General features: G+C 43.0%; 18 protein-coding genes and 1 tRNA gene. 8 read left to right on the top strand and 11 right to left on the bottom strand.

Features of this window, described 5'->3' with window-relative positions:
- Positions 1–3 precede the first annotated feature (3 nt).
- The 4 genes from L0P88_RS11170 to L0P88_RS11185 all read right to left on the bottom strand — a co-directional run bounded on the left by L0P88_RS11170 (position 4) and on the right by L0P88_RS11185 (position 2,101).
- The gene (locus L0P88_RS11170) at positions 4–573 is read right to left on the bottom strand and encodes a DinB family protein (protein WP_247134652.1); all 570 of its coding nucleotides are present in this window, start codon (positions 571–573) and stop codon (positions 4–6) included.
- Between the two features lie 165 nt (positions 574–738).
- Complete coding sequence (locus L0P88_RS11175; protein ID WP_158776103.1) at positions 739–936, bottom strand: helix-turn-helix transcriptional regulator; 198 nt, start codon at positions 934–936, stop codon at positions 739–741.
- Complete coding sequence (locus L0P88_RS11180; RefSeq protein WP_247134653.1) at positions 933–1,343, bottom strand: hypothetical protein; 411 nt, start codon at positions 1,341–1,343, stop codon at positions 933–935. The genes L0P88_RS11175 and L0P88_RS11180 overlap by 4 nt, the downstream gene beginning before the upstream one ends.
- Before the next feature lie 155 nt (positions 1,344–1,498).
- Complete coding sequence (locus tag L0P88_RS11185) at positions 1,499–2,101, bottom strand: carboxymuconolactone decarboxylase family protein (protein WP_247134654.1); 603 nt, start codon at positions 2,099–2,101, stop codon at positions 1,499–1,501.
- Between the two features lie 118 nt (positions 2,102–2,219).
- Between L0P88_RS11185 and L0P88_RS11190 the strand changes: the two genes are divergently transcribed.
- The 6 genes from L0P88_RS11190 to ppdK all read left to right on the top strand — a co-directional run bounded on the left by L0P88_RS11190 (position 2,220) and on the right by ppdK (position 9,434).
- Positions 2,220–2,648 (top strand): OsmC family protein, encoded by a 429-nt coding sequence (locus L0P88_RS11190; RefSeq protein WP_247134655.1) that lies wholly within the window; start codon positions 2,220–2,222, stop codon positions 2,646–2,648.
- 43 nt (positions 2,649–2,691) lie between these two features.
- Entirely contained in the window at positions 2,692–3,048 is a 357-nt protein-coding gene (locus tag L0P88_RS11195) for a four helix bundle protein (RefSeq protein WP_247134656.1), read from the top strand.
- A gap of 99 nt (positions 3,049–3,147) precedes the next feature.
- Entirely contained in the window at positions 3,148–4,836 is a 1,689-nt protein-coding gene (gene recJ, locus L0P88_RS11200; RefSeq protein WP_247134657.1) for a single-stranded-DNA-specific exonuclease RecJ, read from the top strand.
- Entirely contained in the window at positions 4,833–5,219 is a 387-nt protein-coding gene (locus tag L0P88_RS11205; RefSeq protein WP_247134658.1) for a VOC family protein, read from the top strand. Before recJ ends, L0P88_RS11205 begins: the two co-directional genes overlap by 4 nt.
- A gap of 3 nt (positions 5,220–5,222) precedes the next feature.
- The gene (locus L0P88_RS11210; RefSeq protein ID WP_247134659.1) at positions 5,223–6,491 is read left to right on the top strand and encodes an MFS transporter; all 1,269 of its coding nucleotides are present in this window, start codon (positions 5,223–5,225) and stop codon (positions 6,489–6,491) included.
- A 222-nt stretch (positions 6,492–6,713) separates the two neighbouring features.
- Positions 6,714–9,434: a pyruvate, phosphate dikinase gene (gene ppdK, locus L0P88_RS11215; protein WP_247134660.1), complete on the top strand. Its 2,721-nt coding sequence runs from the start codon at positions 6,714–6,716 to the stop codon at positions 9,432–9,434.
- A 57-nt stretch (positions 9,435–9,491) separates the two neighbouring features.
- Here ppdK and L0P88_RS11220 read toward each other — a convergent pair whose 3' ends face one another.
- The 7 genes from L0P88_RS11220 to L0P88_RS11250 form a co-directional block, all read right to left on the bottom strand.
- A complete protein-coding gene (locus tag L0P88_RS11220) occupies positions 9,492–10,256 on the bottom strand; it encodes a UDP-2,3-diacylglucosamine diphosphatase (RefSeq protein ID WP_247134661.1) in 765 nt (254 codons plus the stop codon).
- Positions 10,257–10,292: 36 nt separating this feature from the next.
- The gene (locus L0P88_RS11225; RefSeq protein WP_247134662.1) at positions 10,293–10,742 is read right to left on the bottom strand and encodes a 6-pyruvoyl trahydropterin synthase family protein; all 450 of its coding nucleotides are present in this window, start codon (positions 10,740–10,742) and stop codon (positions 10,293–10,295) included.
- Positions 10,743–10,863: 121 nt separating this feature from the next.
- Positions 10,864–12,033: a Gfo/Idh/MocA family protein gene (locus L0P88_RS11230; RefSeq protein WP_247134663.1), complete on the bottom strand. Its 1,170-nt coding sequence runs from the start codon at positions 12,031–12,033 to the stop codon at positions 10,864–10,866.
- A 245-nt stretch (positions 12,034–12,278) separates the two neighbouring features.
- Positions 12,279–13,046 carry an enoyl-CoA hydratase/isomerase family protein gene (locus L0P88_RS11235; protein WP_247134664.1) on the bottom strand — a complete coding sequence of 256 codons (768 nt, stop codon included), beginning with the start codon at positions 13,044–13,046 and terminating at the stop codon, positions 12,279–12,281.
- Between the two features lie 22 nt (positions 13,047–13,068).
- Positions 13,069–13,422, bottom strand: a complete 354-nt coding sequence (locus L0P88_RS11240; RefSeq protein ID WP_247134665.1) for a DUF1569 domain-containing protein — start codon at positions 13,420–13,422, stop codon at positions 13,069–13,071.
- Between the two features lie 128 nt (positions 13,423–13,550).
- Positions 13,551–14,891 carry an MATE family efflux transporter gene (locus L0P88_RS11245; RefSeq protein ID WP_247134666.1) on the bottom strand — a complete coding sequence of 447 codons (1,341 nt, stop codon included), beginning with the start codon at positions 14,889–14,891 and terminating at the stop codon, positions 13,551–13,553.
- Positions 14,892–14,897: 6 nt separating this feature from the next.
- Complete coding sequence (locus L0P88_RS11250; protein WP_247134667.1) at positions 14,898–15,398, bottom strand: GNAT family N-acetyltransferase; 501 nt, start codon at positions 15,396–15,398, stop codon at positions 14,898–14,900.
- A 54-nt stretch (positions 15,399–15,452) separates the two neighbouring features.
- Here L0P88_RS11250 and L0P88_RS11255 point away from each other — a divergent pair, with 54 nt between their 5' ends.
- Positions 15,453–16,250: a universal stress protein gene (locus L0P88_RS11255; RefSeq protein WP_247134668.1), complete on the top strand. Its 798-nt coding sequence runs from the start codon at positions 15,453–15,455 to the stop codon at positions 16,248–16,250.
- Between the two features lie 43 nt (positions 16,251–16,293).
- Positions 16,294–16,367: transfer RNA gene (locus L0P88_RS11260), tRNA-Ala, on the top strand.
- Positions 16,368–16,405 lie beyond the last annotated feature (38 nt).

Genomic DNA, 16,405 nt, shown 5'->3' on the forward strand with positions numbered 1-16,405 from the left:
AGTTTACGCTCCCAGTATCCCTTCAATCTGTATCATATGGCGTTCTGCATGGCATATCAAAAACTCAAAAGCTTCGGGTAAATAAAATGTGACGATGGGTCCAATGGCGGAGGAAAAGCGTTTATGCCTCATTCGTTTATTTCTACTCGCCAAAACCTGTTGTTTTAACATCCCGTGAGCGGTTTTGAAACGTTTGAAAACGGCTTGTGCATCGTCCTTGGTAAGTGTGGGCGAAAGTAGGGGCTCAAATTTTTTTAAGGTCTTTAGTTTAAAAGGCCGTTTATTTCCTTTGGGTTTTTGCCCTTTTATAACCAGAAGTTGCCAGGCCCTAGGTCGGTACTGCCAGGCCCCACTATGGGAATCGGCTACTTCCAAAAGGGCGTTTTCAATCTTTCTTTGGTATGAAGAATAAGCAATGGTAAGGTGTTCCAACACCTCCAATACATTCCATGACTTTGGATTGGGAGGAGTGGACAATTGGGAGATGGACAATTCTTGCAATGTTTCGACCCGATTAACGATGGTATTTAACCGTTGGATTTGGTTTTCCGGTGTTAACAAAAGTTTCGCCATGACCGTTCGTTTTTTGATTGCACCAAAGGTCCGGCATTTCAAATGGAGAAAAGTTGATGTAGGTCAAGAAATTTGGGTAGAGATAAGACCGCTTCGCTTTTAGATGTAAGGGGTTAGACTTTTGTTTGGAGAATTTGATACTGTCATTCCTGCGAAAGTAGGAAGCTATTCACCCTCTAAAAAGAACACTTCTTCAACGGTTAGATTAAAAAGCTTTGCCATTTTAATGGCGAGGACGACGGATGGATTGAATTTACTCTTCTCTATTGCATTAATGGTTTGCCTTGAAACCCCTAGCCTTTTTGCCAATTGCTCTTGGGTAAGGTTGAGACGTGCACGTTCTACTTTCACCAGATTTTTCATAAGGCTTGATTTTTCTTAAAATAGAAAATCACAAGAAATAACACTATAAAAAGCGACAAAGTAATATCAAGACTGAATTTAATTTCCGGAGAAAAAATATAGATTATAAAAGCAACTACAAGTAGGATTATAACAGTTAATTGATATGAATTCAATCGTAAAAATTTGATATAATCATCTTCTATTTTTTCTTTGGATAACATATAAATCAAGAGACCAAAAACTGGTAGTATACTTAGAAAATGGTCCAATCGACTTCCATACAGATTTTTAAAAAAATGGTTAGTCCCCATAGGAACACCCTCGATCCCATCTTTAAAGGCATCACCGCCGGTTAATAAACTTGCAATCACGAAAAGGCCAAGGCCTAGTTTTTTACACCAGTTTGGTAATATCTGAAAACTCATTTTGCTATTATTTTTGTCTAAAAGTAAATAAAACTTTACAAAATGACAACTGTATATTTCATAACACATTTAGAATAAAGCAATGGCTTCTTACAAGGGCATAAATGACCCATAAGGCCTAAAAACAGTGCAGTCTAAAATCTAATGTCTCACCTCTAATATCTCGACCCATCATGCTTCCCTTTTTCCCAACCGTATTTTCCCAAATACTGATTGGCACTTTCCACCGCACCATCCTCAATGGAGGTTCCCATGGAATCGTTCCATCGGTTCAGGTAGCCAAAGAGGGAAATCACCCCCAACATTTCCACAATTTCCCCATCGGTCCAATGTTCGTGGAGGCGTTTTTTAATATCGGCGCTTACGGTATTGGGAACCTGGGAGGCCGCAAGGGAAAAATCCAGGGCGGCGCGTTCGGCATCCGAAAAAGCAGGATGCGTGCGGTACTCCCAAATATTATCCAGTTGTTCCTGCACTGCTCCATAGCGTTCCGCGGCCCTTATGGCATGGGCCTGACAATACCGGCAGCCTGTAGCATTGCTGCTCACCCAGGCAATCATTCGTTTTAAGGCCGAGCTTACACGGCCTTCATTTGCCATTACGGCCTTGTTCAAATTAATAAATGCCTTGGAAATGGCCGGGCGGTGCTGCATGGTCAAAACCGAGTTGGGACAAAAGCCCAGGGTCTCATTAAAAAATTCAGCCAGTTGTTGCGTTTCGGGATCATGATTTGGATCTAGGGGGTTTACTAATGCCATAGTGTATAGTTTAGTTGCGTTGGTTTTTTGCCAAAACGAAGTAATGGTTGCGGTAAGATGGGGAACGGTTCGCTCCTAAATTAAGTCGTATTTTTATCAATCACAAATTCTACAAATTATGGCGGAAACAAATCATATCACAACCAAGTGGCTTGGAAATATGGCCTTCGAGAGCAATAACCCTTCTGGACACGATTTACGCATTGATGCAAGCCCCGAAGATGGTGGGGAAAGCAGTGGATTTCGTCCTAAAGCGCTGATGTTATCGGGTTTGGCGGGTTGTTCCGGTCTGGATGTGGCTTCGCTCATCAAAAAAATGAAGCTTGATGTCGATGATTTTTATATTGAAACCATTGCCAGCCTTACGGATGAACACCCAAGGTATTATGATACGGTCAAACTGGAATATCACTTTCATGGGAACAACCTGGATGAGAAAAAATTGCAACGTGCCGTTGACCTGTCCATTGAAAAGTATTGTGGGGTTATGGAAATGTTCAGACGGTTTGCCGAATTGGAGGTGGAAACGGTATTTCACACAACATAAAGTTCAGAAGCAAGTATCAAGTTCAGGAATCAAGTTCAAGTTTATGCCTATTAAGAAATATGATCTGGAGGATAGATTGGTGGTTTTTGCTGCCCAAGTGGCAAAATTTTGTAAAGACTTGCCTAATGACATAACAGGGCAATACTATGGAAACCAGCTTCTGCGTTCTGGAGGTAGTTCTGCATTGAACTTTGGAGAAGCACAAGGCACTTACTCCAATAAGGACTATATCTACAAAGCATCAATTTCACTTAAGGAATTAAAAGAGTCTAGAGTAAACCTAAAGATTTTGAATAAGATAGGATATGGCCAAGATATTGGCCGAACTGAATTACTTAACGAAGCTGAACAATTAATTAAGATAATTGCAACGATTATCAAGAATAAAAGACAGGACTAAATGAAAATTGGAACTTTGAGCTTGAGCTTGAGCTTGAGCTTGAGCTTGAACTTGATACTTGATACTTGAACTTGATACTTGAACTTGATACTTAAATCTATGCGCTGGACAATTAAACCCATCCCTGAGCAGGAAAGCATCAAACACCTTTCAAAGGAGTTGAAGGTCAATTCCCTAATTGCTCATTTGTTGCTGCAGCGTGGAATAACCAATTACAGTGAAGCCAAGAAATTCTTTAGGCCACAACTGACCGATTTACACGATCCCTTTTTGATGCGGGATATGGAAAAGGCAGTGGCGCGAATAGAAAAGGCCATAGACTTGGAAGAAAACATATTGGTTTTTGGGGATTATGACGTGGATGGTACTACCTCCGTAGCATTGGTTTCCACCTATTTGCAAGAAACCTACCCAAACGTGGCCACCTATATTCCGGATAGGTATTCAGAGGGGTATGGGATTTCGTATCAAGGAATTGATTTTGCGGAAGACAATGGATTTAGCTTGATTATAGCCTTGGATTGTGGTATTAAAGCAATGGATAAAGTAGCCTATGCCAAGAAAAAGGGGATTGATTTCATCATTTGTGACCACCACCGACCAGGCCCGGAGTTGCCGGATGCCACTGCCGTACTGGATCCAAAACGAGAGGATTGTGAATATCCCTACGAAGAATTGTGTGGCTGTGGTGTTGGGTTTAAGTTAATCCAAGCTTTGGCTTCCAAAAAGGGCGAGACCGCGCTGGACTTGTTGCCCTATTTGGATTTGGTGGCCACGGCAATTGGAGCCGATATTGTTCCCATTACAGGGGAGAACCGGGTACTGGCCCATTATGGATTGCAAGTAATGAATTCCAGACCAAGAACAGGTTTTCGGGCCATCATCAATCAGCTCAAAAAAACCGAATTGACCATTACCGATGTGGTTTTTATCATCGCTCCCCGTATCAATGCTGCTGGGCGAATGGAACACGGACAGCACGCGGTTAACCTACTAACGGCAACGGATTTGGAACAAGCCCAAAAGTTTGCGGTTGAGATTGAACAATTTAATCTGGACCGAAGGGGACTTGATCAGGAAATAACGGAGGAGGCTTTACATCAGATTGTGCAGAATCGGGAAGAAGAACGTTATACCTCCGTGGTTTTTAATGAAAGTTGGCATAAAGGGGTCATTGGTATTGTTGCCTCACGATTAACGGAGACCTATTACCGTCCAACCTTGGTTTTTACCAAAAGTGGGGATAGATTGGCGGCCTCGGCGCGCTCCGTAAAGGGTTTTGATATTTATGAAGCACTTCAGGAATGTTCGGAACATATAGAACAGTTTGGGGGTCATAAATATGCAGCAGGGTTGACTTTGTTAAAGGAGGAGTATGGACGATTTAAAAATCAATTTGAAAAAGTGGTTTCGGAGACCATAGATCCAAAATTACTGACTCCGGAAATTACCATTGATTCTAAGATTCAATTTGCGCAGATTACTCCAAAACTGATGCGGATCATAAAGCAATTTGCCCCTTTTGGGCCTGGAAATAGGCGTCCCGTTTTTATGGCCGAAGGCGTTGCGGATACCGGCTATGGAAAAGGGGTCGGGGAAGGAGAAAAGCATTTAAAGTTGGCATTGACCCAAAAAGGGTCGGTCCCAATAGGGGCCATTGGGTTCAATTTAGGGGAAAAGTTGGGGATCATAAAAAACCATCAACAAGTGGATGTGGTGTTTTCCATCGATGAAAATGAGTGGAACGGTTCCGTAAATATTCAGCTGAAACTAAAAGACCTTCGATGAAGATAGAACATTTGGCCATCTGGGTATCCGATCTTGAAGCCTCAAAAGCGTTTTATACCACTTACTTCCAAGCCCGTCCGGGAGAAAAGTATGTTAACCCCCCAAAAAAATTTACTTCTTATTTCTTAAGTTTTGAAAGTGGCGCCCGACTGGAATTGATGCATCGCCCGGACATTTCCCGGATTTTGGATGCTGGGAAAGAAGCGTTGGGACTGACCCATTTCGCCATAAGTGTGGGTGCGAAAACAAAAGTGGACGATTTGACCGAAAAACTTAGAAAGGATGGCCATACCATAGTCGGTGAACCACGGACAACTGGGGACGGATATTATGAAAGTGTGGTGTTGGACCCGGAAGGAAATCGTATCGAAATCACGGAATAATATATGACAGAGCCCTTGGACCTCTACGCCGCATTGCGGTATAAAGAATTCAATGTTTTTTTATTGGTCCGCTTTGCAATGGTCTTTGCCTGGAGCATGCAGTTTATCGTTATTGAATGGCAGGTATATTCATTGACCAAAGATCCCCTTTCATTGGGGATCATAGGGTTAATGGAAATTATCCCAGCGGTGGGCATTGCATTGTTTGCAGGGCATTTCGTGGACCAGAACGAAAAGCGGAACCTTTTGGTCAAATGTATTTTAGGATTTTCGGTCATTAGTCTGGGACTTTTTTTGGTGACCTTGCCATCCGTGGAAACTAGCTATTCCTCCCGATCCATTTTGTACCTTATTTATGCATTGGTCTTTTTGGGCGGTTTGGTGCGGGCGTTTATAGGCCCCACCATTTTTTCATTGATTGCCCTTATTGTTCCCAAACCTATTTATCCCAACGCGGCCACATGGAGCAGTTCCACCTGGCAGGTGGCCTCGGTTTTAGGCCCTGCTTTTGCCGGGTTTTCCATCAGTTGGATTGGGGTACACTGGTCCCTCTGCGTCATTTTTGGTTCTTCGGTCCTGGCCTTGCTTTTTCTTTTTCAGATATCCAAAAAGCCCATTCTAAACCCAAAATTGGGAGAACCCATATTTCAAAGCTTAAAAGATGGCCTCAAATTTGTGTTCCATACCAAAGCGGTCTTTGGAGCACTGACTTTGGACATGATCGCGGTACTTTTTGGAGGGGCAGTGGCCCTTTTGCCCATTTATGCACAGGACATTTTAAAAGTAGGTTCCGAAGGGTTTGGTATTTTAAGGGCGGCACCGGCCGTTGGAGCGGCCATTACCATGGTGCTTTCCACACGTTTTCCTTTACATAGAAATGCAGGAAAAAAATTGCTTTGGGCCGTATTTGGATTTGGGGTCTGTATCCTTGTTTTTGGCTTGTCAAAACTTTTCTGGCTTTCTGTAATCGCACTTTTTGTCAGCGGTGCGGTAGATGGGGTTTCCATGATCATTAGACAGACGATCTTGCAATTAAAAACCCCCGACAATATGCGGGGTCGGGTGGCATCGGTCAATTCCATTTTTGTGGGATCTTCCAACGAGTTGGGCGCTTTTGAAAGCGGACTTACCGCAAAACTGATGGGCACGGTAACCGCAGTAGTTTTTGGTGGCTGTATGACCTTGTTTACCGTAGGGCTCACAGCATTGGTTTCCCCATCCTTTAGACGCTTGGATCTGTCCGAGGACATTCGAGAGCACAAAAAGGAATGATTTCCATTGGGTTGAGCGGCCGTAACGTAATCTTTTATTCGTGCAGATTACTTTTTCGTATTCATAATCAATACCATAAAGCGTGGGATTGATTTCCCAAAAAGGGGAATTTTTAGGCTGAAAACGAGCAGCTTTTCCCTTTCCTGACTTTTGTCATAAAAATCCTTAGGGCTGGTTTCTAATTTCGAACCGTAAAAAAATTTGAATACAAAAACTGTATCCATGGAAACAATTTCGAAGACCAAAAAACAAGTATACCATTTTGGCACCCAAGAGACCGACGGTGACCGAAGTATGAGGAATTTATTAGGGGGGAAAGGAGCAAATCTGGCCGAAATGAGCAATTTGGGCATTCCGGTACCACCTGGCTTTACCATCACCACAGAAGTGTGCACGAAATATAATGAGGTAGGTCGTGAAGAAGTGATCGCATTGCTTAAGGAAGAGGTGGAAAAAGCGGTGGCCTCCATTGAAAAGGAGATGGAAACTTCTTTTGGAGACAATGAAAACCCTTTATTGCTTTCCGTACGATCTGGAGCTAGGGTGTCCATGCCGGGGATGATGGATACAGTATTGAATCTGGGACTTAATGATGAATCTGTTTTAGGCTTGGTCAAACGTACCAATAACGAACGTTTTGCCTGGGATTCCTACAGACGTTTTGTACAGATGTACGGTGGCGTGGTCTTGGGGATGAAAGCTGAGACCAAGGAGGACGAAAATCCCTTTGAGGAGATTATTGATAACCTAAAAGGGAAGAGGCGTATTAAATTGGACACCCAATTTACCGTACAGGACCTACAGGATTTGGTCTATGATTTTAAGGATGCCATAAAGAAGAGTACAGGACGTGATTTTCCAACAGATCCATGGGAGCAGCTTTGGGGATCGGTGATGGCCGTATTTGACAGTTGGAATGGTGATCGAGCGGTATATTATCGAAAGATTAATGGGTATCCAGCTGATTGGGGAACTGCCGTTAATGTCCAGGCCATGGTCTTTGGCAATATGGGCGATAATTCCGGTACGGGTGTTTGTTTCACCAGGGATGCCGCCACGGGGGTGAATGAATTTAATGGGGAATATTTGATCAATGCGCAGGGTGAGGATGTTGTGGCCGGTGTGCGAACCCCGCAGCAAATCACCAAAATGGGTTCACAAAGATGGGCAGAATTGGCGCAAATTGATGAAGTGGAAAGAATGAAGGATTTTCCATCACTGGAAGAGTTGATGCCAAAGATTTATACAGAGCTGTACGAATATCAAGAACGCCTTGAAAAGCATTATCACGATATGCAGGATATGGAGTTCACCATTCAGAACGGAAAACTCTGGATTTTACAGACCCGTAATGGAAAGCGTACGGGAGCGGCCATGGTCAAAATTGCCATGGATCTGCTGAAAGAAGGACAGGTTTCCGAAAAAGAAGCCCTATTGATGATTGAAGCTAATAAGCTGGATGAATTATTGCACCCCATATTTGATACCAACGCCCTAAAAAGGGCACCCGTAGTGGCCCAAGGCCTACCAGCTTCACCGGGTGCTGCTACAGGACAGATTGTGTTCTTTGCTGATGAAGCCGATAAATTCAAAAATACCATTTTGGTTCGTACCGAAACTTCCCCTGAGGATTTGGAAGGCATGAATTTGGCCAAAGGGATACTTACAGCAAGAGGGGGTATGACTTCCCACGCTGCAGTAGTGGCACGAGGCATGGGGAAATGTTGTGTTTCCGGTGCAGGAGCCTTAAAGATCAACTACAAGAAACGGAGCATGACCGTAGGTGATCAAGTCTACAATGAAGGCGATTGGATTTCACTCAATGGTTCCACGGGTAATATCATTGAAGGCAAGGTAGCCACAATGGAACCCGAATTGAGTGGAGAGTTTGGTGAGTTAATGGAGTTGTCCAACAAATTTGGAAACCTTAAAGTACGTACCAATGCTGATAATCCTAAAGATGCCAAAATAGCTCGCAATTTTGGGGCTCAGGGTATTGGACTTGCTCGAACTGAGCATATGTTCTTTGAAGTGGATCGTATCAAGGCCATGCGGGAAATGATTTTGGCCGATACGACCAAAGGAAGAAAGGCGGCCTTGGAAGAACTATTGCCTATGCAGCGCAAGGACTTTGAAGGTATTTTTGAAGCCATGGAAGGTTGTCCAGTGACGGTTCGGTTATTGGATCCACCATTGCATGAGTTTGTGCCCCATCAACTGGCCACACAAAAGGAATTGGCCGAGGATTTGCACATTTCACTTTCTGCTGTAAAGAATAAAGTGGCTGAATTGCATGAGTTTAACCCTATGTTGGGCCATAGAGGTTGCCGTTTGGGTATTACTTATCCGGAAATTACCGAGATGCAGACCCGAGCCATTATGGAAGCGGCCTTGAACCTTAAGGCAAAAGGGATAGAATCAAAACCAGAAATTATGATTCCTTTAGTGGGCAGTTTTGAAGAATTTGAATGTCAAGACAAGGTTATTCGAGATACCGCTGAGGTTGTCTTTTCCGAATATGGAGACACTGTAGATTTCACCATTGGAACCATGATTGAAGTTCCTAGGGCCGCACTTATGGCTGATACCATTGCCGAAAAAGCCGATTTCTTCTCCTTTGGAACCAATGATTTGACCCAAATGACCTTTGGGTATTCAAGGGATGATGCTGGAAAATTCCTTACGGTCTATCTTGAGGAGGGAATTTTGAAAAATGACCCATTTGAAGTTTTGGACCAAGACGGTGTAGGCCAATTGGTAGATATAGGTACTAAAAGGGGTAGAAGCATTAAACCTGATTTAAAGGTAGGTATCTGTGGTGAGCATGGTGGTGAACCATCTTCCGTGGAATTCTGCCATAGTACAGGAATGGACTATGTGAGCTGTTCACCTTTTAGGGTACCCATTGCTAGAGTTGCAGCGGCACAAGCTGCTTTAAAATAAGCGCTGCATCCATATTTTAAACTATGCCCTGGCCCTATTGGGGGTCAGGGTATTTTTTTATTGAAATTTCTGTAGTGATAGCTTTTCGCCATCAAAAACAGCGTAGGTAAAATAGCTGATCCAATCCCCAAGGTTGGTGTAGGTCGATTTTCCATTCAAGTCAATTTCCATGGGCAGATGGCGATGCCCAAAAATAAAATGGTCGTAATGCTGTTGTTCCAGTTTTCGTTTGCAGTATTGCACCAGCCATTCCTTATCCTCCCCCAAAAATTCGGCATCGGCATCACCGGAGATGATTTTATTGTTTATGGAAAGGTGTTGTGCCAAACGTACCCCCAAATCGGGATGTAACCATCGGAACAGCCATTGACAAAAAGGATTGGTAAAGACCTTTTTCATTCGTTTGAACCCTTTATCCCCAGGGCCAAGTCCGTCTCCATGACCAATGAAAAAAGTTTTCCCATTAATTCGGTATTGTTGTGGTCTGTGGTGTACAGGAATATTGAGTTCTTCTTCAAAATACCCATTCATCCATAGATCGTGATTGCCCACAAAATACGTGATGGGAATTCCAGCATCGGTAAGTTCGGCGAGTTTTCCCAGGGTTCTGGTAAATCCCTTTGGCACTACGGTTTTGTACTCAAACCAAAAATCGAACAGATCGCCCATTAAAAAAACAGCACCCGCATCAGCTTTAATGGAATCCAACCAGGCCACAAACTTTTTTTCACGCGGCAGGCTGTCCTTAAATGTGGGAGCCCCAAGATGGTTGTCACTGGCGAAATATACTTTTTTCCCCTTTTGGAGCGAGAAATCTTTCATGTTGTGGTCAAAGATACGTAAAGCGAAAACTGTTTATCAATTGTCGGATGCAAACCACTCTGCATACGCAGTTTCCGTTTCCCGTAGTTTGAGGGAATGTAGCCCTATGTTTTTTGGAAGACGGGCCTTTATTTTTTCCGCAAAGTCCAATACCATGTTTTCACTGGTTGGCTGATAGTTGGCCAAAATCACCTTATGGCCATGACCTTCCAGTTCTTTGGCCAATTTAAGGTGTGGGGTATTCTTATTGAAGACGGTTGCATGGTCAAAGGGATCGATTATTTCTTCTTCAACAATCTTTTTAAGGTCTCCAAAATCAATGACCATTCCCAGTTTTACGTGGTTGTTATCGGAAATTGGGCTGCCAATAACCGTTACGGCCAGTTTATAACTGTGGCCGTGAACGTTTTTGCATTTACCGTCATAGCCGTAAAGGGCATGACCGGTCTCAAAGGTAAATTCCTTGGTAATGCGGATATTTTCCATACACAGTGGTAACGTTTAAATATTATATTGTTCCCAATATGGGCAATGGCAAATATGGCCTATAGGGACAATACAAGGTTGTTATAGGGTTAGCGTTCTTGAGGCCCAAAGGTAAGAATACTCACGATTTGAAGAAGTCTTCCCAAACTACGGTTTTCCCAGTTTTTGCGGAGTGTTTGGCCGCTTCCAATATCTGGATGACCAAAAGATTGTTTTCTAAGGAAGAGACCCCATAGGGTTCAATATTCAAGTTATGGTTTACCACTTGGTTGAAGTACGCAAAAGGGTCGTGAATACCTATTGGCAGCCCTTGGGCTTTATAGGTAAACGGACCTGCTTTTTCGTCCTCCAAAACCTCCATATCCGTTCCGTTTTTACAAAAAACATAACCTGACGTTCCATAAATTTCCATGTCCTTCCGGTTGTGGGACCAGTTCCATGAAGCCTGTATAATGACCTGTTTGTCGGCATAGTCCAAAACTATGGTGGCATCATCATCAACCTTGGGATACTTCTGGGGTTTATAGTTGCGGGTAATTGCCGTGACCTTTTTTGGGGTTTGACCGTTTAAGATCCAAGTGGCCAGGTTAGCGCCATAGCAGCCAAAATCCGTTAGGGCACCCCCTCCGTTCAAAACGGGATCTGTTAACCATTCCAGAAATTCCGGGTTGCAACCAATTTCAATGGGCCCGGGATGACCATGATGAAAAACCATACGTTGAACAGGACCCACTTTTTTTGCTTTGTTGACCCATTCAAACGCCTTTTCATGGGAACCATACCAGGACGTTTCGTAATTGGTGAGCAACTGGACCTGATGTTTTGTAGCTAAGTCAGCCATTTTTTGGGCGTGTTCCCAATTAACGGCCAAGGGCTTTTCCACCATAATGGGTATTCCTTTTGGGGCAAAGAATTCCACAACTTCCAAGTGACCATGGATATCGTTAAAGGCAGTTACCGCCTCTGGTTTTACATTGTTGTACAAGGATTCCATGGAATCATGGACCAAATCCATGGAATAGCCATGCTGCTTGCTGTACTGCAATGCCAAGTCCCTATTGGGCTCCACAATGCCCACAATCTTTATATCACCCCATTGTTCCCGACCTAAAATCCAATGGACATGGGTATGGGTCAATCCAACAATGGCTACTTTTAAAGGTTCCCCAGCATAGTAGGAAACTTCTTGGGTTTGTTGTTCTTCCGATTCCGTTGGTTCTTTTTCCATGGTATTGCATCCCATAAAAAGGATAAGAAAAAGTATGGAAAAATGGGCTAATGACAATTTCATTTTAGTAGCATTGGTATAAGGGATAGGAGCTCCCGATGACCAAAAGCGATGCTCCAATCCTAAGCAAAATAACACTACCTGGATAAAGTCTCCAAAAAGAATTGAATTTTTACTGTGTCCCTATAAGGGTCAGCGTTTAAACCTTTTGTGATTTCTAATACGGGTAATCAAGTAAACCGCAATGACAAGAAGGGCCAGTAGGGGCAATAAAAGGTCGCTGTTAAGTGCTGAAAGTATGTCCATAATTACTTTTTGAACGCTTCCAATGACTTTTTGGTATGTGGGGACAATGCCAATTCCCCACTCAAAGCTGCCCTTTCACTAAGCAATTTGTCCCAAGTTTCCGTCCCTTCCCACAGGACGCTCTTCATTTTGGACAAGGCTTTGGGATTATAGGTGGAAAGTTTCTGAAGGTGAATTTCAATTTCTTTGTCCATTTCGGCAATGGAGTCGTATACTTTGGCATACAATCCTTTTTCCTTGGCCCAATATGCATTTTTCCATTCGGTAGGATAAAAGGATAGTTCGGCCAAGGCGGCTTTGCCCATTTTGCGTTCCACTGCCGGAGCAATGACAAATGGCCCAATGCCCACAGCGATCTCGGAGAGCTTTATGGCCGCATCTACCGTGGCATGTACATAATCACAGGCCGATGCCAAACCTACACCACCCCCAACGGTCTTTCCTTGTACACGCCCCAAAATGGGTTTGGGACACTTTCGCATGGCGTTGATGACATGGGCAAATCCACTAAAGAATGTTTTGCCTTCTTCCAGATTGGAAATGGCCACCAACTCATCAAAGGAAGCTCCGGCACAGAAAGCCCGCTTCCCTTCTGATTTTAAAAGAATGACCGACACTTCACGGTCCTCCGAAAGCTTTTCGAATTCAGTGGTTAGCCGCTTTAACAACTCGGATACAAAGGAGTTGCTTGCAGGATGCCCAAACTCCACATGGGCGATTCCATTTTCTATTTTGGTATATAGGCTTCCGTTGTTTCGTGATGTTTGCATTGTACTTTAATATGCTATTGGTTCAAACACCAAATTGGCTTAGATGATGATTTAAATGGTAAACAGCCAATTTAGTCCAGCGTTCTTGATCTATCTTACCAAAGTAGGGATGTTCTGCAAAGTCAAAATCATTTTTGAAATTTGAAAACTCCAAGATATGTTCCTTCAAGGTTCTTAGGTCTTTTTCCAGGTTGGTTGGGGCCGTTCCCTCTCCTTCGACCTGTCCAAATCCTTTTGGTGCGGGTGTTGTCTTGCCCAACTTGGCGAGTTCAATCAGTTCCTTTGTGTTGACCCTACCATATTCCCTGGAGGTTTTGGTTCCTTTGGCCATTCTAAAAAAGTCAGTACAGTGACAGACCATTTGATGGACGTTCATTTTTCCAAATAAAGGTGTGAGAGTGGAATTTAATCTATCAATTCGATTAAAAAAACTGCTCATATGTTCTTCCGTGAAATCCACTCAATGGCCCTTAACTTGAATAGTCTTTTTTAACGACTTCTAAATTAACCCTTTTGCAACAATGGTTTAAAGGTAGTCCTGAATTTCCAAACCAACGGCATACTTCTGAACAGCATCCAAATGATAAAGGCCATCCAAATAGCATGGATGCCCCAACCTAAATACAATCCCAAATACAAGGTTGGCACAAAACCAAGAAAAGTGGCCACCAATAATACGTTGCGGAGGTATTTCATTTTGCCCATACCCTTGAACATGCCATCAAAAAGAAAAGCTATGGAGTTCATGGGCAATCCAAAAAGGACAATATAGAAAACACTGTAGAACGTATTTAGGACAAGAATTTCCTTGGAGAACAGACGCCCGATGGGTTCATAGCACAAAAAACCCAACAGCATCAAGATCAAGCTTACCATAATTCCATAGGTATTTATCTTTTTGGCCAGACGCCAAAGGCCATTGTAGTCTTTTGCGCCCAATAAACGTCCTCCCATACTGTTTCCGGCGGCGGAATAGCCATCAATAAAAAAGGCGGCAAACAACCAAATGTTCACAGCTATGGTATGGGCTCCAATGTATTTTGTGCCCAAAGCGGTGGCTTCCCTAACGGCCAGTAGTAGTGCCGTGTTCAGGGCAAGGGTCCGTACAAAAAGATTGAGACTCATGTAAATGAGACTTTTTAGCTCCTTATTTATGGGCAATTGCAGTTTTAGGTTGATGTTTGTTTTGGCCATTAGGAGAAGAAATGCCAATATTGCCATTACAGCTTGCGAAATAAGGCTCGCCCAGGCGGCACCCTCCAAATAGAGTGCGGGAACGTATCCTTCAATACCATAGACCAGCACAAAATCCAATACGATGTTAAGTCCAGCCCCTATAGTGGCAACCAGCATGGGATAAAAGGTGTTCTGTAACCCCCTAAAGATTCCAAAAAGGGCAAAGGTGAAAAGCGTTAATGGAAATCCCCATACCCGGATTCCGTAATAAGAAACACAATAGTCCAATATTTTACCTGAAGCCTCAAATAGCCTAAAAATATCCTCAATCACAAAAACGGTGGAAAGCAGGACGATAATACTGAGGGTAAGATTTAGAAAAATTGCCTGGGCGGGCAAATTGCTCACCTCGTTCAGTTTATTGGCGCCCAGATATTGGGAGATAATGGCAGAGATGGCACTTCTGGTCTGTCCCAGGACCCAGATGAGCATGGACAAAAAGGAACCTACAATTCCGGCGGCGGCCAAGGATTCCACACCGTCCACCGGGATATTTCCAACAATGGCCGTATCCGTTATGGATAACAGTGGTTCGGCTATTCCCGAAATAGTGGCAGGAATGGCCAATCGGTTTATGTTTTTAAAGCTTACGGCTGTTTTGGTGATCATAAAGGCTTATAGCACAAGTTCATAACAATGAAAGGCATATTCACTTTGTTTGGGGAAATGGACATCCCCCAATCTGTGATATCCCCTGGTCTCATAAAATTTCTGATTGCGTTTGTTTTGGGAGAAGGTGTCCAATCGAACAGAAACAAACCCGTTTTTTTTGGCATGGTCCTCGGCATAGGACATCATTTTTTGCGCGTGCCCTTCCCCTTGATATTTTGGATGCACACAAAGCCGATGAATGTAAATATTCTTTTCATTTTTGGTAAGCCACTGAACTTGAAAATATTCTTCATCCATATGTTCGGAAATGACAATGGCCCCGACAATGGAACCATTTTTGGTTTTCACGAATAGCTCGTTTCTTTCAATATCCAGTTCCAAATGCAGTTTGGAAGGATAATGTTCGTTCCATTGGTAAATTCCCTTTGCCATCATATAGTTGGCGCAAGCCCTTGTGATTTCAAGAATATCATCAATTTCAGATATCTTTGCGCGTCGTATCATAGCATTCGTTTCGATTAAATTGTAAATTTATGGTATTAACATAATAACCAAACCATGAACAATATTCTGGTCCCATTGGGAACTTCCCCTGTTTGTCATGAAACATTGTCCTACGCCATTGACTTTGCGTCCGAGTTTGGATGCAATGTTTTTGTAATGGATGTTTTCACCGTTATTTCAACTGCAGGGAACTTGTCCAATGTTAAGGAGAAAGTAGCTTCTTCCAATAGGGAGAAAATTAAGGAAATGATTTCCAGTGTTGAGACGAAAGGTGTTGATATTAAAATTGCTTCGTATAATGGGGACATCGTTGATGGGGTGGAGGAAATCGATAAAAACCTGGGGATTGATTTGATCATTATAGCCCCAAGAAGTAATGATATTAATGACGAATTATATCTTGGGCACACTTCCGGTCGCATTATTAAACAGACCAATATTCCTGCGCTCATTGTACCTAAAGGGACCCAATATGTGCCATTAAAGAACATTTTGGTAGCTTTTAAGTCAGGAATCCTAAAGCGTAATAGGGTCTTACATCCTTTAATTGCGGTTATGGAGAAATACCAATCCAAAGTGAACCTGTTATTGGTCAAAACACCGGGATACTCCGAGGAGGATTTAAAGATCAATACGGCCCTATTGGATTTGAGCAAAAATTTGACCATTTCTGAAAACCAGACCACCTATTTGGGCGTATTGGAACATTTTAAGGAAAAACAACCCGACTTATTATGCGTATTTAGAAGAAAACGGGGCTTTTTTAAAAAGTTATGGGAGAAGAGTACTATTCCCAAAGCGGAATTTTATGTGCCAATACCCGTTCTGGTACTCAGTGTTAAAAAAGATTGATTTTGAAACTTTTTGAAAAAGTGTTTCCTTTGCCAATCTATTTGGGGGATTAGCTCAGTTGGCTAGAGCGCTTGCCTGGCAGGCAAGAGGCCACCGGTTCGAATCCGGTATTCTCCACAAAGGCACCGTGACATCGGTGCTTTTTGTTTTAATAT

The organism is Muricauda sp. SCSIO 64092, assembly GCF_023016285.1.
Classification (GTDB): Bacteria; Bacteroidota; Bacteroidia; order Flavobacteriales; family Flavobacteriaceae; genus Croceivirga.